The following is a 23,890-nucleotide window of genomic DNA, read 5'->3' as shown; positions in this document are numbered from 1 at the left end:
TGTACTTTTGATGCAGCGTAAAAAAATTCAAAAAGCACTTTCTTTTATGGACATAGTATCTGATTTCTCTTTAAAAAAATACAATACTTTTGGCATTGAAGCCACAGCAAAACAGTTTGTAGCGGTTCATTCTACAAAGGAATTAAAAACTATTTTACTAGAAAATAAAGCACAGAAAAAATTTATTCTGGGTGGCGGAAGTAATATGCTTTTGACAAAAGACATCGATGCGCTTGTGATTCATATCGATTTGAAAGGCAAGAAAATTATTGACGAAAATGATGATTTTGTATGGGTAGAAAGTCAGGCTGGTGAAAACTGGCATGAATTTGTGCTTTGGACTATTGATCAAAATTTTGGCGGATTAGAAAACATGTCACTTATTCCGGGAAATGTTGGTACGACTCCCGTACAAAATATTGGAGCGTATGGAACCGAAATTAAAGACACTTTTGTTTCCTGTGAAGCCATGACGATAGAAAATCAGCAAATAAAAAATTTTATAAAAGAAGATTGTAATTTTGGATATAGAGAAAGCGTTTTCAAGAACGAAGCCAAAGATCAATATATTATTACTTCGGTAGTTTTTAAATTGACAAAAACGAATCATAAGATCAACACTTCTTACGGAGATATTTTGGCCGAATTAGAAAAAAACAACATCTCAAATCCAACTTTAAGAGATATCAGTACTGCTGTAGTTGCTATTCGCAAAAGCAAATTACCCGATCCGAAAGTACTGGGTAATAGCGGAAGTTTTTTTAAAAATCCAATTTTATTAAAAACCGATTTTGAAAAAATACAGCAAAAATTTCCTGAAATGAAATACTTTGATATTTCTAAAACCGAAGTAAAAGTTCCCGCTGGCTGGCTGATTGAGCAAGCTGGTTTCAAAGGAAAACGTTTTGGTGATGCTGGAATTCATAAAAACCAAGCATTAGTTTTAGTGAATTACGGCAATGCAACCGGTCAAGAAATTTTGAATGTTTCTAAAAATATTCAGGAAACTATTTATAAAATGTTTGGTATTCATATTGAGGCTGAGGTAAATGTGATTTAGGTTTTGGGTATTTGACAACTACAATATCTCAACATCAAGATGGTAAAAATGAGCGAATCATTAGCGCTAAACTAGAAAACCAGAAAAATTAAGGCCATTATTTCGCAGATAAAAACAAGAAATGCACGAGATAAATTCTTTTGAAATTTAAAATTAAAATTTTATAATTCTATCCTTACCTTTGCCGATATTTTAAAAAGAAGAAACGCTTATATGTTGACCATTACTTTTTACTCGTTTATTGCGATAGTTGCCATTCAGCTATCGTATTACTTAGTTATTTTTGGGAAATTTGCTTTCGCCAAAGTCCAAAAAATAACGCCAAAAAAAATACCTATTTCAGTTATTGTTTGTGCTAAAAATGAGGAAGAAAACGCAACTAATTATATCCCATTACTCGCAGAACAAAACTATCCGGATTTTGAAATCGTCCTGATTGATGACGCATCAAGTGATGCCACACTAGCTATTTTTGAAGGTTTTGAAAAACAATATCCTAATGTTCGTTTGGTCAAAGTACAGAATAATGAAGCTTTTTGGGGCAACAAAAAATACGCTTTAACGCTGGGAATAAAAGCCGCTAAAAAAGAATATTTATTATTCACGGATGCGGATTGCTACCCAACTTCAAAAGAATGGATAACCGCAATGAGCTCTCAATTTACAATGCAAAAAACAATTGTTTTGGGTTATGGCAAATATGAAAAAATAAGCAAATCATTTTTGAATAAAATAATTCGCTTTGAAACTTTACTCACTGCAATTCAATATTTTTCTTGGGCTAAAATTGGACACCCGTATATGGGCGTTGGCAGAAATTTAGCCTATAAAAAAGAAGAGTTTTTCAATGTAAATGGATTTATTGAACACATGCAAATTCGTTCTGGTGATGACGACTTATTTATCAATCAAGCAGCAAAAGCGAAAAATACCACTATTGCCTTCACACCGGAAAGCTTTACATATTCTAAACCAAAAACAACTTATAAAGACTGGTTCATTCAAAAAAGACGACACGTTGCTACTGCCAATTATTACAAAACTTTTGACAAATTACAGTTAGGCTTGTTTTATTGTTCTCAATTGCTGTTTATTTTAGTACCAATTGTATTACTGATTTTTCAATTTCAATGGATCATAGTCCTTTGTTTAATTGCTCTTCGATATCTTGTAACTTGGATTATCATTGGGTTTTCAGCAGGCAAATTAAAAGAAAAAGATGTTGTATATTGGTATCCAATTCTTGAATTGGTATTATTATTTACGCAAATCAATATTCTTGTTACAAATACATTCTCAAAACCGGTACATTGGAAATAAACAAACAGATAGAAAAAGCAAAACAAGGTGATCAGGTTGCCTTCACTTTTCTATTGAATTATTACTGGAATGAGGTTTATGGTTTTATGTTGAAACGCACCCAAAATGAGGCAAACGCAGAAGATATTACTATAGAAACGTTCTCAAAAGCTTTTGACAAAATAGCGAGCTACAACTCAGAATTCCAGTTTAACACTTGGCTAATCGCTATTGCAAAAAATGTACATATCGATTTATTACGCAAAAAAAAATCAAGCCTTTTTGTTGAAATAACTGATGAACACGGTCACCAAGCTTATAATATTGCCGATACTACCCCATCTGCGGAAGATGAATTGATTACCGAACAAAATCTTTTTCGCTTGCTGCAATTCATCAAAGAACTGAAACCTCATTATCAAGAAGTAATTCAACTGCGTTATTTTCAAGAAATGAGTTACCAGGAAATCGCAAACAAAATTAATGAACCGTTGAGTAATGTAAAAGTCAAATTGCTTCGTGCAAAGAAATTATTAGCAGAAATTATTCAAAGCAAAAGATAAATAAGCAATAAGAATAAAACAATGTTGCATTTTTTTTTACCATATAAGTCATGTAAGTTTAAGTTTCAATTGTGTTAGCCTTATGTAACTTAAACAATCATAAGGTCATTTAAGGTTTAATTCTTATATGACTTATATGTTAAATATTATTTCACTCATTTGTTAGTATGACATTAAATAGGTCCTTCTACTTACAATGCAACTGCTTGATTGCTTTAAAACAAAAAAAGCGATCCAAAATAATTTCAGATCGCCGGATACAATTATTTTACACTAATCTACCTGCTAACTCTTTCTGGATAATTTGTGATTATTCCGTTTACTTCCAAATTTTGTAAACTCTTAATATCTGAGGGTTCATTGACTGTCCAAGGATATATTTTGAAATTATTAGCTTTCATGATCGCAACGTTTTCAGCCGTTAAAGTTTTGTAGTACGGATTTATTGCTTGTACATTAAGTTCTTTTCCTATTTTAACACTTTGCTCAATAGGCTCTTTGTAGGTAAGCAATCCTATCGCTAGTTCCTGACTTAAAGAGCGCATCGTTTGTAATTCTTCAACTCGAAAACTGGAAATAAAAAAATCTTTATTTCTCCATCCTTTGTTCTTGTATTCTTCAATTATTCGGTACGTATCTGCTGCAGTATTAGTTCCCTTTAACTCAATGTTAAGGACCAATTTTTTATCTATTGTCTCAATAACCTCCTGTAGCGTTGGAATCTGATGTTTTCCGTCAACCAATACTTTTCGTAATTCTTCAAACGTGTATTCCTCAATTTTTCCTTTTGCATTTGTGATTCGGTCTAGATTATCATCGTGAAAAACAACCATCTCACCAGTTTTAATTTTGAAAACATCAATTTCTAACATGTCAGCCTTCAACTCCATTCCCTTTTTTATAGATGCTAATGTATTTTCGGTTTCATGTCCCATTGCACCTCTGTGACCACAGACAATAAACTTATTTGAAGTACAATTTAAAAATAACAAGGCTAAAGAGGAAGCCAGCAACACTTTTGTAAATTTCATAATTTTATTTAAATTTTGATGCAAAAATAGCATCAAGTAAAGTTTCTGTGATTAAGTAAGCATTAAGGTAAGAATATTTAATCTGTTTAATTAAATATTTCAAACAATGAACTAAACTCCTGGTAAAACCATCAAAATGATTTAAAGTATTACAGCCACTTGTTAGTTATTTCTATTTAATTTTTAACCAATAAATAGATATTGCGCCATTGTTTGAAATAGTATTTTTCGGTATTTAGATTAGAAAAACAGCAATTATTGTTTCAAAAACAGAAAGCAAGGCGGCAATTTCCTTATAAAAGCAACAGTAATGCAGCTTAACTATTCATTTCTCTTTCTTTAAATAAACAAGCAAACGAATCTCCAAATAAACTCTATTCCTTATCTTTGTACTTTGAAAAATTAATTATGGAAACAGTTTTAGAAAATACTTTACCAACTGCAAAGCCAAAATGGTTGAAGGTAAAATTACCAATAGGAAAAAAATATACTGAGCTTCGAAGCTTAGTCGACAAATATAGCTTGAATACAATTTGCGCCTCTGGAAGTTGTCCAAATATGGGGGAATGTTGGGGCGAAGGAACAGCTACTTTTATGATTCTGGGAAACACTTGCACCCGTTCATGTGGTTTTTGTGGCGTAAAAACCGGAAGACCAGAAACAGTAGACTGGGATGAACCGGAGAAAGTAGCGCGTTCCATCAAAATCATGAATATCAAACACGCAGTAATTACTAGTGTAGACAGAGATGATTTGAAAGATGGAGGTTCCATAATTTGGATAGAAACCGTAAAAGCTATTCGAAGAATGAATCCCAATACAACATTAGAAACACTTATCCCTGACTTTCAAGGAATTGAAAGAAATATTGACCGTGTCGTTGAAGCTAATCCTGAAGTAGTTTCTCATAATGTAGAAACAGTTCGTAGACTGACCCGTGAGGTACGTATTCAGGCAAAATACGATCGCAGCTTGGAAGTATTGCGTTACTTAAAAGAAAAAGGAATTAAAAGAACAAAATCAGGTATTATGCTTGGTCTTGGTGAGCAAGAAGAAGAAGTTTTTCAAACCATGCGAGATTTACGGGAAGTTAATGTGGATATTGTAACCATAGGCCAATATTTACAACCCAGTAAAAAACACCTACCGGTAAAAGAATTCATAACGCCAGAGCAGTTTGCTATATACGAGGCCTTTGGTTTAGAATTAGGTTTCCGCCATGTTGAAAGTGGACCTTTAGTACGCTCGTCTTATAAAGCACAAAAACACATCTTATAAATAGGCTATTTGTTTAATCGGTTAATCGGTTAACCAAATAAACGATTAAACTAATACAATTGAAAACAAGAATTGCTATAAATGGTTTTGGAAGAATTGGCAGGAATTTATTCCGATTACTTTTAAACCATCCGTTAATAGAGGTCATAGCTATAAATGACATTGCAGATAAGAAAACAATGTCCCATTTAGTAAAATATGATAGCATACACGGCGTTTTGCCGTTCAATGTGGCCGCTGATGCAAAAGGAATTCTTGTTGATGACAAACATTACTTATTTTTCCATGAAAAGAACATTTCAAACCTAGACTGGAAATGTCTAGATATTGATTACGTAATTGAATCAACAGGTAAGTATAAAACTTTTGAAGAACTGAATTCTCATATACTTGCAGGTGCCAAAAAAGTGATTCTCTCAGCACCATCAGAAGTTGACACGATAAAAACGGTAGTACTTGGGGTGAATGATTATATACTTGATGGTACCGAAACTATTATTTCAAATGCCAGCTGTACCACAAATAATGCCGCACCGATGATCAAAGTCATCAACGAACTTTGCGGTATAGAGCAAGCTTATATCACCACAATTCACTCCTACACTACGGATCAAAGCTTACACGACCAACCCCACAAAGATTTACGTCGCGCTCGTGGTGCAGCTCAATCTATTGTTCCTACTACAACTGGTGCTGCGAAAGCTTTGACCAAAATTTTTACTGAGTTTGAAGGTAAAATTGGGGGTTGCGGTATTCGCGTTCCCGTTCCTGATGGATCTTTGACAGATATAACATTCAATGTAAAGCGTGCAGTAACAATCAATGAAATAAATACTGCCTTTAAAATTGCTTCGCAAACTACCTTAAAGGGAATTTTAGATTACACAGAAGATCCCATCGTTTCTGTTGATGTAATTGGCAATAAAAATTCTTGTATATTTGATGCGCAACTCACCTCCGTTATTGATAAAATGGTAAAAGTAGTGGGCTGGTATGATAATGAAATTGGTTATTCCTCAAGAATAATTGATTTAATCCTATTTACAAAACATAAAAAATAACCACAAAAAAAATTCAAATACAAATGAATTATTTTTTCGTTTTTATTGTTTTTTTTTACTCTTCCCTATTTTCTCAACCTGCAGAGAAAATGGACAGCATCATGTATTATAGTAGGTTAAGTAATTCAAGCATTCAAACAAACAACTATAAAGATGCCTTGTTACACACCCAAAAAGCAATACGTTTTGCTATTCAAAACAAAAGTATACAAGATCAGGCACATCAAAATTACAACCTTGGAAAAATTTATTTCGATATAAGACAATATGACGATGCCATAGAAACTTTCTCTAAAAGTGCTCTATTATTTTCTAATGTAGACCCGAATATTGATCTTGTCTCTGTTAATTATCATCTGGGTCTTTGCTACAGTGAAAAACAAGATTTTGCTACTGCAGCACTCTATTTCCAGAAAGCAGAAACCATTAACGGGGTATTAAAAATTCCTGATACGGCCGAACTATTTACATTACAAAAAGGATTAATTTACAAATCAAAAAATAACGTAGATCAAGCCTCATCCCTTTTTAAAATTATTATTGCAAAACCTGATTCTCCTGCATTATTGAATACAAAAGCGGAGGCCTTGTATCAAATAGGAACTATTGAAGCAACAAAAAACAGAAATAATTTAGCTTTAAATTATCTCAATAAAGCACTAGAATTAAATCTGCTAAATGAAAATCTCGAACAAAAATCAAAAATATTGCTCGCTTTAAGCACGGTGTATGAAAAAACATTGGACAGAAATAATGCTTATTCGTACTTAAAACAGCACCTGAATTTAAAAGAGCGTATTGCTATTTTAGATAATGAACGTCTCGGCGTTGATGATTACAAGAAATTCAAAGAATCGGAACGATTAAAAGAAATTCAACAAATTAATGATGATATTACTGAACAGGAAAAAGCTACTAAATTTTCAAAACTCATCAGTATTCTCGCCATTGCATTAATCTCTATTTTATCTTTATTGAGCTTATCCTTATATAAAAATAACATCATTAGAAATCAATCTAATTTATTACTACAAGAAAAAAATAAAGAATTAGAAATTGCAAAAGACAAAGCTGAAAAAGCATCTAAAGCCAGATCCGAATTTTTATCCACTGTAAGCCATGAGCTTCGAACTCCATTGAATGCCATCAACGGAATCACCCATTTATTATTAGTAGAGAATCCAAAGAAAACTCAAATGGATTATTTATCTTCACTAAAGTTTTCTGGAGATTATTTAACAAAATTTATCAATGAGATTTTAGAAATCAATAAAATTGATTCTCATAAAATTGATATAGAATACACCACCTTCAATCTAAAAGAACTACTGGGAAATATTCAAAATTCATTGAAAGAATTAGCAGCGGTCAACAACAATCACTTTAGCCTAGAAATTGACAATGCGATTCCCGATTATTTAATTGGTGATCCTACGAAATTATCACAGATAACACTGAATTTAATTAATAATGCCTTGAAGTTTACAAAAAATGGGGCAGTAAAGGTACTTGCTAAATTGAATTCCTTACAGCATGAAAATGCAACTTTATACTTTGAAATTACAGATACTGGAATTGGCATCCCAGAAGACAAACAAGTAAGTGTTTTTGATAGTTTTTCACAAGGTTCGATTGAAGTAAATCGTAAATATGGAGGGACTGGCTTAGGATTGACAATCGTAAAAAAACTAATTAAAATATTAGGTGGACAAATCAGACTTAAAAGTACTGTAGGCGAAGGATCTACATTTTCATTCTTGCTGGACTTTAAAATAAGCGAACAACCCCTGCTGGAGGAAATCAAACCGCAAGCAAACTATGATTTAAAATTAGCGAATAAAAAAATACTGTTGGTCGAGGACAATAAAATCAACCAAATGATTACTAAAAAAATGCTCAATAATAAAGGAATAATTTGCGAATTAATTGATAATGGCGAAGATGCCATTGATTTAGTTCGGAAAAATACCTTTGACTTAGTTCTGATGGACGTTCACCTACCGGGAATCAACGGTACAGTTGCTACAGAATTGATCCGAACATTTGATAAAAATACGCCAATCATAGCCCTTACGGCAATTTCATTACTAGAAAACCGTGAAATGCTGCTGTCTTACGGCATGAATGAAGTTATTACAAAACCATTTGTCCCAGAAGATTTTTACCGTATAATAGCAGAGTATATCTCCTAAACTAATACTTTAAAATCAATTCCTTGATAAGATTCCGCACTTGTGGCTCCGCTTTTTTTGCGGCTTCCAAGACTTCATCATGAGAAATAGTTCCAATACTTTCTTCATTTCCCATATCAGTAATTACAGAAACTCCAAAGGTTTCCAGATCCATGTGTCGCGCCACAATTACTTCGGGAACGGTTGACATTCCTACGCAATCTGCTCCCAGAATTTTGACCATTTTGTACTCAGCCAAAGTTTCAAAAGTAGGTCCTTGTAAACCCAAATAAATCCCTTCATGCACCTCAATATTCAATTCCTTAGCTAATTCAGTAGCTTTTAGAATCATTTTTCTTGAATAAGGCTCACTCATATTTACAAAACGAGGTCCAAAACGCTCATCATTTTTCCCGCGCAAAGGATGTTCCGGAGTCATATTGATGTGATCCGTAATCATGACAATAGAACCAACTTTGTACGATGGATTTACACCACCTGAAGCATTTGAAACTATTAATTTATCAATGCCTAAAAATTTCATCACACGCACCGGAAAAGTAACTTCGGTCATCGAATAGCCTTCATAAAAATGAAAACGTCCCTGCATTGCAACGACTTTCTTGTTTCCTATTGTTCCAAAAACTAGTGCGCCTTTGTGACCTTGAACCGTCGAAACAGGAAAATTTAGTATTTCGTTGTAGGGCAATGTATATTCTACTTTCATTTCATCTGTAAAACTACCTAGTCCTGATCCTAAAATCACGCCGTATTCTGGCATGAAATCAATTTTTCCTCTAATATAACTAACGGTTTCTTGTACTTGTTCCCACATAATCTATTATTGTTTTATCAAAATTTTCACTCGCAGAAATAAAGGTACTTTTTATAGGCAGATAAAAGAGTTGTTCATTGGGTAAACTTCCTTTCAATCGCATATAATCTTTTTCGGTAGTGATAATAATGTTGTTTTGAGCTGAATTTTTAATTTCTAAAATATCTTTATCTGTAAAATTATGATGGTCTGGAAAAGACAAAAAAGCATCATTACTATTTTTCAAGTACGTAAAAAACGGTTCTGGTTTTGCAATTCCTGCTACCAATAATTTAGTAGCAGCTTTAATTTCGTTTACATTTATTTTTTGGTTCTCACCGTAAATAAATTCTTCATACGCTATAAAAGTAAAATACAATTCTTGATTTTCAGCAACTTTTAATCTCTTTTTAATATCATCTTGCTCGTCGGGAGAAAGATCATAAGGACATTTAGTCACAATAATCACATTAGCTCTTTTAGCTCCACTCCCACTTTCGCGTAAATTTCCGGTTGGTAACATAAAATCATCCGAATATAAATCGCCGAATGAAGTGAGTAAAATATAGAAACCAGCCTTAACTTTTCGATGTTGATAAGCGTCATCGAGCAAAATCACTTTTGGTTTTTCTTTTTGCAAAAGCAATTGCTCAATTCCGTTTTTTCTATCGGCGTCGACCGCCACTTGTATAGAAGGAAATTTTTTAAAAAACTGAAAAGGTTCATCACCAATAATTTTTGCATTTGAATCGGCTTGCGCCAAAAGAAAACCGCTAGATTGTCTTTTATAACCGCGACTTAATGTAGCAATTTTATATTTATCAGAAAGCAGCCGTATCAAATATTCAATTTGCGGGGTTTTTCCGGTTCCACCTACACTAAGATTTCCAACAGCAATAATAGGCAAATCAAAAGAATATGATTTCAAAATACCTATATCGAAAAGAAAATTGCGAATACTTGTTATCAAACCATATAATAAGGCAAACGGAAAGAGTATTTTGCGGAGTAAATTCATTTTACGAAAGTAGAATAAATTATCTTTGAAATAAAAATCTAACACAGATTTCACAAATCTTCACAAATTAAAAATAACTTTGGAAGCTTGTGTAAAATAAAATCTGTGAAAATCAGTGTCAAAAACATGAAAATCAAAGAAATAATTTCCGTACTTGAAGAAATGGCGCCACTCGCCTATGCTGAAGATTTTGACAATGTAGGTCTATTGGTTGGAAATCAAGAAACAGAGGCAACAGGGATTTTGGTTTGCCATGATGCTTTAGAAAATATAATTGATGAGGCAATCGCTAAAAAATGTAATTTGGTGGTTTGTTTTCATCCCATTTTATTTTCTGGTTTGAAAAAAATTACTGGAAAAAACTATGTGGAACGAGCCGTTATCAAAGCCATAAAAAATGATATTGCCATTTATGCTGTTCACACCGCTTTAGACAATCACCAGGAAGGTGTTAATAAAATATTCAGTGACGCATTAGGGCTTATAAATACTAAAATCCTGATTCCGAAGCAAAACTTCATTCGGAAATTAGTGACTTTCACCATTCCAGAAAATGCGGAAGAAGTTAGAAACGCACTGTTTAATGCTGGTGCAGGAACTATTGGCAACTACGAAAACTGCAGTTTTAATTCAAAAGGAATTGGAACGTACATGGGAAATGAGCGTAGTAATCCACAAGTGGGAGAGCGATTTGAGTTTGTGCAAGCCGATGAAATCAAGATAGAAGTTACTTTTGAAAAACACTTAGAAAATAAAATCCTAAAAGCCTTATTCAAAAGTCATGCTTACGAAGAGGTGGCTTATGAAATTTATGAGTTACAAAATCAACATCAAAATATTGGTTTGGGAATGATTGGCGAATTAAAAAATCCACTTGATGAAATAGAATTTTTGCTTTTTGCAAAAGATAAAATGCAATGTGGTGGCATTCGTCATTCGAACTTTATTGGAAAAAAAATTAAAAAAGTAGCCGTCCTGGGCGGAGCGGGAAGTTTTGCAATAAAAAATGCAATTCAAGCAGGAGCCGATGCTTATTTGACTGCTGATTTAAAATACCATCAGTTTTATGAAGCCGAAAATAACTTGCTTTTGGTTGATATTGGACATTTTGAAAGCGAACGCCATACAAAAAATTATATTGTTGAGTATCTTCGGAAAAAAATCCTTAATTTTGCAGTTATTTTATCAGAAGAAAATTCAAATCCAGTTAAGTACTTATAGAATATGGCGAATACGAAAGAATTAAGTGTTGAGGACAAGTTAAGAGCAATTTACGATTTACAACTTATTGACTCTAGAATAGACGAAATTAGAAACGTAAGAGGAGAACTTCCTTTAGAGGTTGAAGATTTAGAAGATGAAGTTGCCGGTTTAAGCACTCGTTCAGAAAAGTTGAAAGGGGAACTTGAGGTTGTTGAGGATCTAATCAAAGTAAAAAAGAATGCTATTGATGAGCACAAAGAGTCCATCAAAAAATATACGAAGCAACAAGAAACGGTTCGTAACAACAGAGAATTTAATTCGTTAACTAAAGAAATTGAATTTCAAGAATTAGAAATTCAATTGTCAGAAAAACAAATTAAAGAAATGAAAGCGTCTATCGAACACAAGAAAGAAGTTATTTCTAGTTCTAAAGAAAGATTAGAAGCTAAATCAAATCATTTAAAACACAAGAAATCAGAGCTAGATGCAATCATGGCCGAAACGGCTAAAGAAGAAGCTTTCTTAACTGAGAAATCAGAAGAATATCAGGCCTTAATTGAAGAAAGATTGTTAAAAGCATATACAAGAATCAGAACTAGTGTTCGTAACGGCTTAGCAGTAGTTTCTATTGAAAGAGGCGCATCAGCAGGATCGTTTTTCACGATTCCTCCACAAACACAAGTAGAAATTGCTTCCAGAAAAAAAATCATAACAGATGAACACTCCGGAAGAATATTAGTCGATAGTTCATTAGCCGACGAAGAAAAAGAGAAAATGGAACAATTGTTTTCTAAATTCTAATTATATTTAAGTCCCGATTCACATCGGGACTTTTTTTTATGAAAAAACCACTCTATTATTTGTTCACCAAATCTGTTGGTGCCTACGTAAATTTGTTGAGTTACGTATTTCCTGACAAGGCGACCCAACTTGCTTACACCCTTTTTAGCGAACCTAGAGATGGAAGACTTACAAGGGCAAAGCTTCCTAAAATACTACAGGAAACAACTCCCGAAACATTTGAACATAACGGAACCGATATTCAAACCTACACGTGGAAAGGAAATGATACCGTCATACTACTCGTGCATGGATGGGAAAGTAATGCCTCACGCTGGAAAAAAATGTTGCCCTATTTAAAAAAATCCGGTAGCACAATTATAGCAATTGATGCCCCTGCACACGGATTATCAAGTGGCAAAGAATTTAATATTCCGCAATACGCCAAATCAATTGATTTTATAGTTCAGAAATTCAAACCACAATACCTCATAGGTCATTCTTTAGGAGGAAAAACCTGCTTGTATTATCAATCCGTTTATCAAAATACTAGCATTGAGAAAATGGTGATTTTAGGATCTCCAAGTGATTTCAAAATCATTCTTAATAATTATGTCGCCATGTTGAGTTTAAATTCTAAAATTTCAAAAGGACTAGAAGCGCATTACCTACAACATTTTAATCTAAAACTAGAAAAATTTTCGGCAAAGGAATTTGCCTCTGAAATAAAAATAAAAGGACTAATTGCCCACGATACAGATGATACCGTTGTTTTATTTGAAGAAGGAAAAAAAATAGCTAGCGCCTGGAAAGACTCAATTTTTATTGAAACTAACGGCTTAGGTCATAGCATGCATGATGACAAATTATATAAAAAGGTCATCCGATTTTTATTTGAAACAGAATAATAAATCATTCAATATTTTCATAATACGCTTCGCTTAAGAGAACCCAATTTATTCCTAAGAGGCATGCTTTTACTATTTCATGTAAAATCTAATCTAAAGTTAGACAAAATGATCGAAAAAAGTAATTTCCCGTGATTGGATATAACAAAGATTTTATAAAATTCTGATAACCATTTCCAAATTCATTACTTTTGCATTATGGAAGAAAATTTAAAACGACTCAATAAATTCATAGGAGAAACTGGCTATTGTTCCCGTCGAGAAGCAGACAAACTCATTGAAGAAGGTCGTGTAACCATTAATGGTACTGTTCCAGAACTTGGCACAAAGGTTTCCCAAAACGATGAAGTGCGAATTGACGGTAAATTAATTCGTGAGAGCCATGAAAAACCAGTTTATCTGGCTTTTTATAAACCTGTAGGAATTGAATGCACCACAAACCTTGATGTTCACAATAATATTGTAGATTACATCAATTATCCTACACGTATTTTCCCAATTGGAAGATTGGACAAAGCCAGTGAAGGATTAATTTTTATGACTAACGACGGTGACATCGTCAATAAAATATTAAGAGCAAGAAATAATCACGAAAAGGAATATACCGTAACCGTAAACAAACCTATTACTGATCGTTTCATTGAAAGAATGGGAAATGGCATCCCGATTTTAGACACCATTACCCGAAAATGTAAGGTGGAACAAATTAGCAAATTCATTTTCAAAATTATTTTGACGCAAGGTTTAAACCGCCAAATTCGCAGAATGACGGAATATTTAGGATATGACGTTACAGCGCTAAAACGCATCCGAATCATCAATATTTCATTAGATATTCCTGTAGGTCGCTACCGTGATTTGACTGATGCCGAAATAAAAGAACTCAACGAATTGATCGAACCTTCTAGCAAAACTGAAGAAGCCAGTTTACCTAAAACAGAAGCCCCAAAAAGAAGAACAGAATTCATAAAGAGAGATGATCCAATGTTTAAAGGAAGAAACGATTATTAAGCAACCAAAAATCCCATTTTCAATGGGATTTTTTATCTCTATTATTTTTCAACCTTTATAAATTCATAATACAACGCTTTTGACAAAAACGAATTAGATTGATAGCGGCTAATCTCTTTGTCTTTTGAAATTTCAATAGATTGACCATCCAAATTATTTTGCAAAAAATAGTCTCTGCGCAGATCATCGTTGTAGTTTAATCCCGATAAAAATATAGGCTCTACCCCTTTCTTTACTGAAATATTATACATCGTAATTAGATTTCCCCAATTCACAAAACTGCATAAAAGAATCATTCCGTAAAAATACCAAATCATTTGACTGAAAAGATAGGCATTCGTTTTTTGATTTTTAATTTTTAAAAAAGTGAATCGTAACCCTATAATTGCCAAAATCAAGAAGGCATAAACACCCAATCTTTTGTAAGTTAAACCAAAATTAGAAACATATTCTGAATTTTTGATAAACGCGCTACTAATTAAAACTATATTTAAAAGAATCCAAACTTTAGCTAATCGTTTCAAATTATTCGCTTTTTCATCAAAATTGAAACCTCCTTTAAAATAAAACAAGAGTACTCCAACAGCCATGATGATTGAAAAAATAACACCAGTTACTCTTTCGTGTGTATCAGAACTTAAGTTTGATTTTTTGACCACTTCAAAAAACTGTTCATAATTATAAGTTGCAATAAAAATCAAGAGCAATACATTTAAAAGAATCAGCGTAATCACGCCACTTCTTCTTTCAAAATTAATATCTAAAAACGAAAATGAGTTTTCATTTTGCATTTTGGCCTCTTCCTTAAAATCATTATCAAGTAAATCATTCTTTTCATAACAAATCTCAGGAATCCAATAATTCCAGAAAGTGAACGAAATAAAAAATCCTAAAGCGGTAAGCACAAATGCTTGCCACGCATCAATATCTAAATAATAACCTGTAAACAAAGACGAAAAAAGATCGCTTCCAAAAGAATATACGATTAAAAACAACCCAAGAAAAACAACTGGAATAACAAAATAAGCAATCACTTTTTTAGCAAAACCGTTATTGACTTTTCGCTTAGGAATATATTGACTGAACATCAATATGCGACCTAACGAAGCGACCCCGTTGATAAACACAAGAGGAATAGCCTGTAACAATTTAAGTTTTGGCTCCTGCGTTTTGAATTGTAAAAAGACAATTGACAAGGCCATGGCTAAAAATGACGAAAAATCTCCATACCACGCAAACGAAAAACAAGATAAAATAGATGTAACCACTAAAATCAAGTGTAATCTAATGGTAACCTTCTCTTGGAAGAAATAACATATTAAGCCGGTTTGTAGCATCCCAAAAATAGCCCAATTGAGACCCAACTCCTCGTTGTAAAAAAGCAGTGTAAAAACCAAACTGCTGGCCAAAATAAGATGTAGTTTTTTCATAATTAAAAATTTAAAAGTACTTTGTATTTCAAAGTAAAAGCTAAAAAAAAGGATTATTTAGATTTGATTAATTTTTCAAGACTATTCAAGTGGGAAACAAAAGCAACTCTACCCATATTGGTAACTCGATATGATGTTTTTGGTTTTTTGCCAACAAACTCTTTCTTTATTTCTATATATTCGGATTTTTCTAGGGCTGAAGAATGACTTGCTAAATTACCATCAGTAATATTCAATAAAGATTTCATTTCGGTAAAATCAATCCAATCGTTGACAATCAGAACAGACATGATACCTAATCTGACTCGACTTTCGAAATCTTTATTTAATTTGTCAATAATTCCCATTTCTATTTGTATTTTTTGAACACAATTATTCCGTATAGGATGTGCAAAATTCCAAATCCAAAAGCCCAAAAAACAAGTCCAAAACCAAGATAAAAAAGTGAAATACATCCTAAAGTAACCTCACATATACCCAAATATCTAATATCCGAAAAAGTATATTTTCCAGCATTAATAAGTGCTAAACCATAAAACAATAAAGTAACAGGAGCCATCAGAGCAAATAACTGGTGGTATAAAAGTGCTATGCAAAACACGCCTCCAACTAGCAAAGGAATCGCTAGATTCAGTAGCATTTTCTTTGTAGTAGTTGTCCAAACTGGCAAACCAAACTTTCTGCTTTTTCTCAAAGTAAAAAAAACACCGGATCCAAACGCTAAAACCAAAATCGCTAAAGCAATAAAAACTAATTCGATAATTAAATCATAGTTAAATGTCTTTTGTAAACCGTCAAAATATTCAACACCATTATTTTTAAACAATTGATAGGCATAAAATGAACCTGCCAAAGCAAATAAACCAGCAAATACTCCGGAAAGACCGCTTAACGAAATAAATCTTGAAGAGCGCTCCATCATGGAACGAATATGGGATAAATCTTCGTGATGTTTTTGACTCATAATTAAAGTACTTTGAAACGCAAAGCTAATCCTTATTTTTATAATTTTAAAAAAAAATGAATTTAATTTTGATCAAATTTATCAATTGGAAATAGCTTTCGCAAAAAGAGAAGTGTCAAAGATTTTGATTTTTCAAATCCTATTTTGAGCCAGCTTCCCAACCTCTTTTGAAAGAACCAATAGTAGAATCCCAATCATAGATTGTTTGCATGATAAAAAAAGCAGCAAATCCTAAGAAAAATATTTTTATGTCTCTGTTTGAAATTTTCATCGTATTGTATTTAATAATTTGGCTAAATATATAAAAACTATTCTATCAAAGACATACAAGAAGTAGAATTATAAAGAATAGTGACATTATTCTTTTTATAATACTTATTCGATGTCGCTCGTCAACATACAAAAAGAGATTACCAAAAATTAACTTTTAATAATCTCCTTTTACAGTACCATTTATTTATCTATTTTACTTTTGCAGAAACCGTTCCTCCTTTGGCACTAGAAACTTTAACTGTTGCTCCTGACGGGTTTCCTTTTACAATCCATCTTACTTTTATATTACCCATGCCCTCAATATTAGGCACTGCTATTGTTTCCGGACTGAAATTTTGTTCTGTAAAAAGGTTCAAATCTTCATTTTGAACGGTCATCCCTGCTACTACTGCACTTCCAGTTAAACTAATGTAATTGGGACGCTCTATTTTATTTTTCACATCATGTCGTGAATGGGTTGGAATAATCCTCGTATTCATAATGGTTGCAGTCACGGCAATTAAATCCTCTGAAAGCTTTTCCGTTGCAATGCTTACAATCTCTAATTTTGGTGTTTGATAAGCATGATACAAGGAGAACGCCATATTTCTGTGTGCATCTTCTTGGATCATAAACCCTGGATGATTCCGAATATAATTCTTCTTTGGGCCTCCTATTTCGATATCGCCAAATTGTGGATGATTGAATGCTTTCCATTCTACATAGCCATCACCAAACAATAGGTATTTATCAAACTCATTGAATTCATCATTATCCCATCGTCCTGTAGTACTCTTTTGGTTAAATAGCTTATACGAATTCATGAGTTCATTACTGAAAGTAAATATTCCGCGAGTTAGGGACAGAAAATCGATTTCTCCGCCATAAACCGTGTACAAGTCCTTGTGAATTACAAAATAATTATAACCTGGAATCATCTTTTCTCCTAACTTGCCAATATTATCGTACACTTCGATATCTTGAGGAGCAAATAAAGAGTCATCTTCTGCAGCACCTGGACCTCTTAGAAACATGCCACCAAAATTGTGATAGCTCTGCGCTCCAGCTATATTAGGATGATTGATAATAAAGGCTTTTATAGCACGCGTCTCAGGAAGTGTACCTGGATAAAATAAGGCACCGTTTTGAACATAATTAGGTTGCCAGTTCCATCCCCAATCACGATTAGGATCATACGTTCCAATCAAATCTTCGTTGACTAAACCATCGTTATCATTATCTATACCTTCATACCCTAACATTTCATACTCGCCTATTTCATCTCCTTTGACCTGAAACATACGGGTAGGATATTTAGGATCCACTTTAAAACGTCCTGTTTTCGATTTTCTGCGCATCATTACAATATTCCCATCGTCATCTAAATCATCCAATGTATCTTCATTCACGAGACCATCACCGTCATTGTCAAAAGGGCGCATTCCTGAACGAGAAGTATTCGAGTTATTTGGTTTATAAATAAAATTTTCCCTACCATCCGGACTAATAGTCATAACAATATAGAACACCTTTTCTTTTAATAATGTATTGATGAATTTAATAGTTTGAAAACTCTCTGCTAAATACCACGCGGTGTACATAGCGACCTCAACACCTTGCATTTCATTAGCATGAATGCCGCCATCTATATAAAAACCCGGCTTATTCTCGACTTTGTCTGAGTCAAAATCAGAAATGGTTAAAACCCAAAGATCGCGACCTTCATAAGATTTACCAACAGATTCCATTTTAACTAAATTAGGATATGCTTTTACCAAATCTCTTCCCAGTTGGGTAACCTGTGCATAATCGTGGTAATTATCCCAACTCATTTTTACTTTAGGATTAGCAGGAGAACCAATAGCACGAATACCATTTAAATCTTGTGGAGCAATTCCGTTTTTTTGCGCATTAGCAACCCAAAAAACAAGACTAAGTAAACTGAGTAATATATATTTTTTCATTTCATTAATTTTTATCGGTGAGGATTCAACATCCCTTTTTATTATTTGAAAGTCAATCTATTATTTTAAATCAACGAGCACTTCTTTGAATCCTGCAGTGGCACAACCTGTGGTGATCGTCACGGTGCCTTTTCCTGAAATCAACCAAGAATACTCCTCTGATTCATCTGCTTGCATATTATTCCGAATAAAATATTTTCTGCCAGAAACCATGAATTGATTTTTTTGAAGTACAATTTCTGTTTTCATTTTAGATATAAATCTGATTTTATCCCCTATTTCAGTATAAGTTGGCAGTAATCCTTTATTAGCAACTTTTATAGTGACACGATATAAATTATCATTTATCTTTTTTATTTCGGGAATATTTGTTTCAATTTTGGGCATGGCAGCTAAAAATTCTTCAATAAAAAACAAATGTTTAGTAGCTGCTTCCGCTAAGAAATTTGCGGGTGGATTATTCAAAGCATAAGGTACAAAACCTCCCACTTCGACTTTTTGATTTGGGAAATCAAGATGCTTAATGACTGACCAGTTAACAAAAACATCATTTACGTTTTGGCTATCCGCCCATTTTAAAAAAGAGATTTCTGCGTTCACTTCTTCTTTATCTTTGTCTTTAGGCTTTTCAACTTTAGAATTAATCGAATCTTTTTTAGCCTCCACTTTAGGAATCCACCATCCCGGCGTTGAAAAACTGAATCTTCCAGCGTGAAAATATGCGGTTTGTGCAAAATTCCCTTTGGTCATTGGCATTTTGGGACCGTCCTTAATAGCTGCTTTTTGTGTGTATAATTTAGAAACTTGCTCAGCTGCTTTAACGTCTTTTTCTAACCATCCCTTGACAATTCTAGAACTAGTTAACTTACTATCATACTTAGGAGTTTCAGATAAATTATTATGCATCCCAAAAGTAAGTACTCCATAAATATTCTGATTCAAATATAAAAAATCAAGAAGCGCCCTAGTTTCTGGTTCTGAAGCGGCGTAGACTCCTGCACCTTTTTCAAAAGCAGGATAGTCAAACGTAAAATTTTTATCGATGTTAACTCCTTCTGAAAAATCTTCATTAAACAGTCCATCTTTATCCGTATCAATTCCTTCTGAAATCACCAGATACTTACCCACCTGATTTTTAGTTGGATCGGCTTTTATTAAAACACGAGAATCTTCTGGGCTTTCAATAAAACTTCCTGTTACATCTTCAATCCGAAGCTGCGTAATTAAACCATCTTTATTTAAATCTTCAAAAGGGTCTTCTCCTGATTTACCGTCTCGGTCATCATCTGTTTTAGTGTCGTTACCGCGCTTTTCCATTTTTAAAGCGGCAAAAGCTGCATCAATAGCATCTGGATTTGCAGCTGGAACAAAATAAAGTGTTTTTTCTTTTAAAATAGCGGCTAATTTATCGTCATTCAATAAACTTTCAATCATTTTAATAGTAATCAGCGTACCAGCACGGTGTTTTCCGTCAAGTCCAGCTGTTATAAGCAAAGCTGGTTTTGCAATCATCGATTCAGAAAGTGTCAACATCCAAATTTCCTTTCCTCCACTACTTTTTCCAATTGATTTTACAGTGCAATACTTATTTTTGGCGTCAAGCGCTTTTAAACTTTTAGAAAGATTTTCATAGCTCAGGTAGTCCGTTTGTGCGTGCGTGATACCAAAACAGAGTACGAATAAAAACAGTATTTTTTTTCTCATTAGACAGTAATTTCTTTGAGAAATAAATGTAGTTTATAAATTTGGCCTATCCTAAATTCCGCTAAAAATAGTTATACCGTTAAAAAACTACTTAATTCTGCTTTCAAAAAGGCTAAATTAAAAGAATTATACTATTAATTTTTATGGCTAAAAAAAGGATTTAACTTGTGTTGAAAATTTGATTGAAAACAAAAATTAAAATCAATTCTTAGTTGAAGAAACTGAAAAAAGAAAAATAACAATCTGCTTTATAGCAATCATTTTAAAAGTAAGTACCAAAAAAAGTCTAGAAATATAAACTCAATTTTCACTGCAGGTAAGATCTAGTTTATGGAACGCATTCCTTATCGGCAAACTGATAATCAATAGTGGTACCCTCCGCATTTGAGGTGTTTTTAAACCAAAAAAAAAGCCTTAAACTAGCATTTTAGGCTTTTAATCAACACTATTTTTTCTTATTTCTTTCTTTTCAATTCCCTTGCTAAAAGCGTATTTTTTAACAACATGGCAATTGTCATGGGTCCTACTCCACCCGGAACCGGAGTAATAAAAGCCGCTTTTTTACTTACGTTTTCAAAATCAACATCACCCGTGATGATGTATCCTTTGGGATGTGAAGCGTCATCTACTCTGGTAATACCCACATCAATAACAACAACACCCTCTTTGACCATATCTGCTTTTAAGTAATTAGGGACCCCTAAAGCGGTAATGATAATATCAGCATTTCTAGTAAATTCTTCTATGTTTTTAGTTCTGCTGTGCGTAAGAGTTACCGTTGAATCCCCAGGATATCCTTTGCGACTCATCAAAATACTCATTGGTCGACCCACAATATGACTGCGTCCTATAATTACTGTATGTTTACCTGCAGTTTCTACTTTGTAACGCGCTAATAATTCCATTATTCCATAAGGAGTTGCAGGCAAAAAAGTTTCCATTTCTAAAGCCATTTTGCCAAAATTAGTTGGATGAAATCCATCTACATCTTTATCAGGATCAATAGCCATCAGGATTTTCTGCTCGTCAATGTGCTTCGGCAAAGGCAATTGAACAATAAAACCATCTAAATCATCATCTTCATTGAGTTCTTTGATTTTTGCCAATAATTCCACTTCCGTGATGTCTTCTGCCAGAGAAACCAATGTAGACTCGAATCCAATTTGTTGGCATGATCGTACCTTGCTGCCAACATAAGTTAAACTCGCACCGTTAGATCCAACAAGAACCGCTGCTAAATGCGGTACTTTTTGCCCGTCAGCTTTCATTTTCTGCACTTGCACAGCAATCTCATTTTTAATATCCTCCGAAGTTTTTTTTCCGTCTAGTAGTTGCATTTTTATTTAGTTTATAATCATAAAGTCAAAAGTCTTAAGATCATTACAACCTTAAGACTTTCGACTTTTGACTTATTTTTATCTCATTCCTGGCATTCCGCCTTTCATGCCACCCATCATTTTCATCATGTTTTTTCCTCCAGGGCCCTGCATCATTTTCATCATCTTGCTCATTTGCTCAAACTGCTTCATCAATTGATTGACTTGTTCAATTTTGGTTCCAGAACCTTTAGCAATTCGGGCTTTTCTTTTTACATCTATCAAAGCCGGCTTGCTTCTTTCAATTGGCGTCATGGAGTGAATAATAGCTTCAATGTGTTTGAAAGCGTCGTCTTCTATCTCCACATCTTTCATGGCTTTTGAAGCACCTGGTATCATTCCTACCAAGTCTTTCATATTACCCATTTTCTTTACTTGTTGAATTTGAGAAAGGAAATCATCAAAACCAAATTCGTTTTTGGCAATTTTCTTTTGGATTTTTCGTGCTTCTTCTTCGTCAAACTGCTCTTGAGCTCTTTCGACTAAAGACACAACGTCTCCCATCCCCAAAATTCTCTCAGCCATACGAATTGGATAGAACACATCAATGGCATCCATCTTTTCTCCTGTACCTACAAATTTAATAGGTTTATTAACAACTGATTTAATTGAGATTGCTGCTCCACCCCGTGTATCACCATCCAATTTAGTTAAGATTACTCCATCAAAATTTAACCTTTCGTTGAAGGTTTTCGCTGTATTTACAGCATCCTGACCGGTCATGGCATCTACAACAAACAATGTTTCATGTGGTTCGATGGCTTTATGAACGCGTTCAATTTCGTTCATCATTTCCTCATCAACAGCTAAACGACCCGCTGTATCGACAATAACAACATTAAATCCGTTTGCTTTTGCATGTTTGATTGCATTTTGCGCAATTTCAACGGGATTTTTATTTTCTGGCTCTGAATAAACCTCAACACCTATTGAATCTCCTACGACATATAATTGTTGAATCGCCGCAGGACGGTAAATATCACACGCTACTAATAATGGTTTTTTATTTTTCTTTGTTAAAAGATAATTGGCTAGTTTTCCTGAAAAAGTAGTTTTCCCTGAACCTTGCAAACCTGCCATCAAAATAACCGATGGATTTCCAGAAAGATTAATTCCGGCTACATCACCACCCATTAATTCTGTCAATTCATCTTTTACTAACTTCACCAATAACTGTCCTGGTTGAAGTGTTGTCAAAACATCCTGACCAATTGCTTTTTCTTTTACCTTAGTGGTAAAATCTTTCGCAATTTTAAAGTTAACATCCGCGTCAAGTAATGCTCTACGAACTTCTTTTAGCGTTTCGGCTACATTTATTTCGGTAATTTTACCATGCCCTTTTAGTATATGAAAGGCTTTATCTAGTTTATCGCTTAAATTGTCGAACATAGTATTGATTTATTTTGAAATGCAAATTTAAGCATTTGGTTTTGAAGTTGTATTCATAATATTATAAAAAAAACAGCCTTTTTTGAGACTGTTTCAAAGTTGTGTTTGATCTTTTAACTTAATGAAACTAATTCTTTTCAAAAGTCAAATAATTCGTCTCACCCGAACTACTATTCACGCAACGCAATCGTAATTGTGTTGCTGTTATGTTGACAAGATTCCAGTGTTCGGCTAATTCAACAAAAGCAATTGGGCTTGAAAATGAAATTGCAATATTAGTATTGGAATCTTCCGCAGTAACACCAGTTCTGGTCACAAGCCAATGTCCGGTGTAATCAGCACTTACACCGTTAGCGATTAAAATATCATTTGCTCCAAAAGTAAATTTATACCCTAAAAAAGAACTCGTTTTATTGATTTTAGCATCAAAAAAATAAGAAATTCCCCAGGTTCCTTGATTTAATATATTTCGTACACTATCCGGACTTTTAGCAACAGCAACTATGGCTATTGTATCATCATCGCAACACGTACTGGCCGTATTTAGTAAAAACAGGCACAGCAAAACCAAGAAAAAAAACGCTTTTTTCATAATAAATCAGTAATTTCATCTA

Annotated in this window: 22 protein-coding genes; 10 read left to right on the top strand and 12 right to left on the bottom strand. The window is 33.5% G+C overall.

The genetic code is table 11. The features are described from left to right. Nucleotides 1-46: 46 nt before the first annotated feature. From murB to ACEN2F_RS09785, 3 genes are all read left to right on the top strand, one after another. The gene (murB, locus tag ACEN2F_RS09795; RefSeq protein WP_441738465.1) at nt 47-1,060 is read left to right on the top strand and encodes a UDP-N-acetylmuramate dehydrogenase; all 1,014 of its coding nucleotides are present in this window, start codon (nt 47-49) and stop codon (nt 1,058-1,060) included. 213 nt (nt 1,061-1,273) lie between these two features. Next, on the top strand, nt 1,274-2,380 hold the full coding sequence (locus tag ACEN2F_RS09790) for a glycosyltransferase (protein WP_441738462.1): 1,107 nt from the start codon (nt 1,274-1,276) through the stop codon (nt 2,378-2,380). Further along, on the top strand, nt 2,371-2,922 hold the full coding sequence (locus tag ACEN2F_RS09785) for an RNA polymerase sigma factor (RefSeq protein WP_441738460.1): 552 nt from the start codon (nt 2,371-2,373) through the stop codon (nt 2,920-2,922). The genes ACEN2F_RS09790 and ACEN2F_RS09785 overlap by 10 nt, the downstream gene beginning before the upstream one ends. A 278-nt stretch (nt 2,923-3,200) precedes the next feature. Here the strand turns inward: ACEN2F_RS09785 and ACEN2F_RS09780 are convergent, their stop codons facing one another. Then, nucleotides 3,201-3,953, bottom strand: a complete 753-nt coding sequence (locus tag ACEN2F_RS09780; RefSeq protein WP_441738457.1) for a glycerophosphodiester phosphodiesterase — start codon at nt 3,951-3,953, stop codon at nt 3,201-3,203. Between the two features lie 408 nt (nt 3,954-4,361). Between ACEN2F_RS09780 and lipA the strand changes: the two genes are divergently transcribed. From lipA to ACEN2F_RS09765, 3 genes are read left to right on the top strand one after another with little or no spacing between them, the layout of a single operon-like run. After that, nucleotides 4,362-5,231, top strand: a complete 870-nt coding sequence (lipA, locus tag ACEN2F_RS09775; RefSeq protein ID WP_441738456.1) for a lipoyl synthase — start codon at nt 4,362-4,364, stop codon at nt 5,229-5,231. Between the two features lie 59 nt (nt 5,232-5,290). After that, nucleotides 5,291-6,292, top strand: a complete 1,002-nt coding sequence (gene gap / locus ACEN2F_RS09770) for a type I glyceraldehyde-3-phosphate dehydrogenase (protein WP_441738453.1) — start codon at nt 5,291-5,293, stop codon at nt 6,290-6,292. Between the two features lie 23 nt (nt 6,293-6,315). Next, a complete protein-coding gene (locus ACEN2F_RS09765) occupies nt 6,316-8,484 on the top strand; it encodes an ATP-binding protein (RefSeq protein WP_441738450.1) in 2,169 nt (722 codons plus the stop codon). A gap of 1 nt (nt 8,485) precedes the next feature. On the opposite strand, the gene ACEN2F_RS09760 is transcribed toward ACEN2F_RS09765, so the two are convergent. Both ACEN2F_RS09760 and lpxK read right to left on the bottom strand, forming a co-directional pair. Continuing rightward, on the bottom strand, nt 8,486-9,298 hold the full coding sequence (locus ACEN2F_RS09760) for a purine-nucleoside phosphorylase (protein ID WP_441738447.1): 813 nt from the start codon (nt 9,296-9,298) through the stop codon (nt 8,486-8,488). Then, entirely contained in the window at nt 9,270-10,295 is a 1,026-nt protein-coding gene (lpxK, locus tag ACEN2F_RS09755) for a tetraacyldisaccharide 4'-kinase (protein ID WP_441738444.1), read from the bottom strand. The genes ACEN2F_RS09760 and lpxK overlap by 29 nt, the downstream gene beginning before the upstream one ends. Nucleotides 10,296-10,421: 126 nt before the next feature. Here lpxK and ACEN2F_RS09750 point away from each other — a divergent pair, with 126 nt between their 5' ends. From ACEN2F_RS09750 to rluF, 4 genes are all read left to right on the top strand, one after another. Next, nucleotides 10,422-11,516: a Nif3-like dinuclear metal center hexameric protein gene (locus ACEN2F_RS09750; protein WP_441738441.1), complete on the top strand. Its 1,095-nt coding sequence runs from the start codon at nt 10,422-10,424 to the stop codon at nt 11,514-11,516. Between the two features lie 3 nt (nt 11,517-11,519). Further along, nucleotides 11,520-12,299, top strand: coding sequence for a zinc ribbon domain-containing protein (locus ACEN2F_RS09745; protein WP_441738438.1), 780 nt, complete (start codon nt 11,520-11,522; stop codon nt 12,297-12,299). Between the two features lie 38 nt (nt 12,300-12,337). Further along, nucleotides 12,338-13,186 (top strand): alpha/beta fold hydrolase, encoded by an 849-nt coding sequence (locus tag ACEN2F_RS09740; RefSeq protein ID WP_441738435.1) that lies wholly within the window; start codon nt 12,338-12,340, stop codon nt 13,184-13,186. Between the two features lie 198 nt (nt 13,187-13,384). Then, nucleotides 13,385-14,197: a 23S rRNA pseudouridine(2604) synthase RluF gene (gene rluF / locus ACEN2F_RS09735; protein ID WP_441738432.1), complete on the top strand. Its 813-nt coding sequence runs from the start codon at nt 13,385-13,387 to the stop codon at nt 14,195-14,197. A gap of 41 nt (nt 14,198-14,238) precedes the next feature. Here rluF and ACEN2F_RS09730 read toward each other — a convergent pair whose 3' ends face one another. The 9 genes from ACEN2F_RS09730 to ACEN2F_RS09690 form a co-directional block, all read right to left on the bottom strand. Then, a complete protein-coding gene (locus tag ACEN2F_RS09730) occupies nt 14,239-15,627 on the bottom strand; it encodes a DUF4153 domain-containing protein (protein WP_441738429.1) in 1,389 nt (462 codons plus the stop codon). A gap of 53 nt (nt 15,628-15,680) precedes the next feature. Next, nucleotides 15,681-15,974 (bottom strand): winged helix-turn-helix domain-containing protein, encoded by a 294-nt coding sequence (locus tag ACEN2F_RS09725; protein WP_441738427.1) that lies wholly within the window; start codon nt 15,972-15,974, stop codon nt 15,681-15,683. Nucleotides 15,975-15,976: 2 nt separating this feature from the next. Then, on the bottom strand, nt 15,977-16,591 hold the full coding sequence (locus ACEN2F_RS09720; RefSeq protein WP_441738424.1) for a hypothetical protein: 615 nt from the start codon (nt 16,589-16,591) through the stop codon (nt 15,977-15,979). Nucleotides 16,592-16,730: 139 nt separating this feature from the next. Next, nucleotides 16,731-16,862, bottom strand: coding sequence for a hypothetical protein (locus ACEN2F_RS09715; protein ID WP_441738421.1), 132 nt, complete (start codon nt 16,860-16,862; stop codon nt 16,731-16,733). Nucleotides 16,863-17,052: 190 nt separating this feature from the next. Then, complete coding sequence (locus ACEN2F_RS09710) at nt 17,053-18,807, bottom strand: M14 family metallopeptidase (RefSeq protein WP_441738418.1); 1,755 nt, start codon at nt 18,805-18,807, stop codon at nt 17,053-17,055. A 60-nt stretch (nt 18,808-18,867) separates the two neighbouring features. Continuing rightward, complete coding sequence (locus ACEN2F_RS09705) at nt 18,868-20,511, bottom strand: M14 family metallopeptidase (protein WP_441738416.1); 1,644 nt, start codon at nt 20,509-20,511, stop codon at nt 18,868-18,870. A 455-nt stretch (nt 20,512-20,966) separates the two neighbouring features. After that, entirely contained in the window at nt 20,967-21,848 is an 882-nt protein-coding gene (locus ACEN2F_RS09700; RefSeq protein ID WP_441738413.1) for a bifunctional 5,10-methylenetetrahydrofolate dehydrogenase/5,10-methenyltetrahydrofolate cyclohydrolase, read from the bottom strand. A 78-nt stretch (nt 21,849-21,926) separates the two neighbouring features. Further along, nucleotides 21,927-23,276: a signal recognition particle protein gene (ffh, locus tag ACEN2F_RS09695; RefSeq protein WP_441738410.1), complete on the bottom strand. Its 1,350-nt coding sequence runs from the start codon at nt 23,274-23,276 to the stop codon at nt 21,927-21,929. 127 nt (nt 23,277-23,403) lie between these two features. Next, nucleotides 23,404-23,868: a hypothetical protein gene (locus ACEN2F_RS09690; protein WP_441738408.1), complete on the bottom strand. Its 465-nt coding sequence runs from the start codon at nt 23,866-23,868 to the stop codon at nt 23,404-23,406. Nucleotides 23,869-23,890 lie beyond the last annotated feature (22 nt).

The organism is Flavobacterium sp. W20_MBD1_R3 (genome assembly GCF_052119725.1).
In the GTDB taxonomy this organism is placed as follows: domain Bacteria; phylum Bacteroidota; class Bacteroidia; order Flavobacteriales; family Flavobacteriaceae; genus Flavobacterium.
Note: the sequence above shows the minus strand (reverse complement) of the source record. Positions and strands in the feature narration are given on the sequence as shown.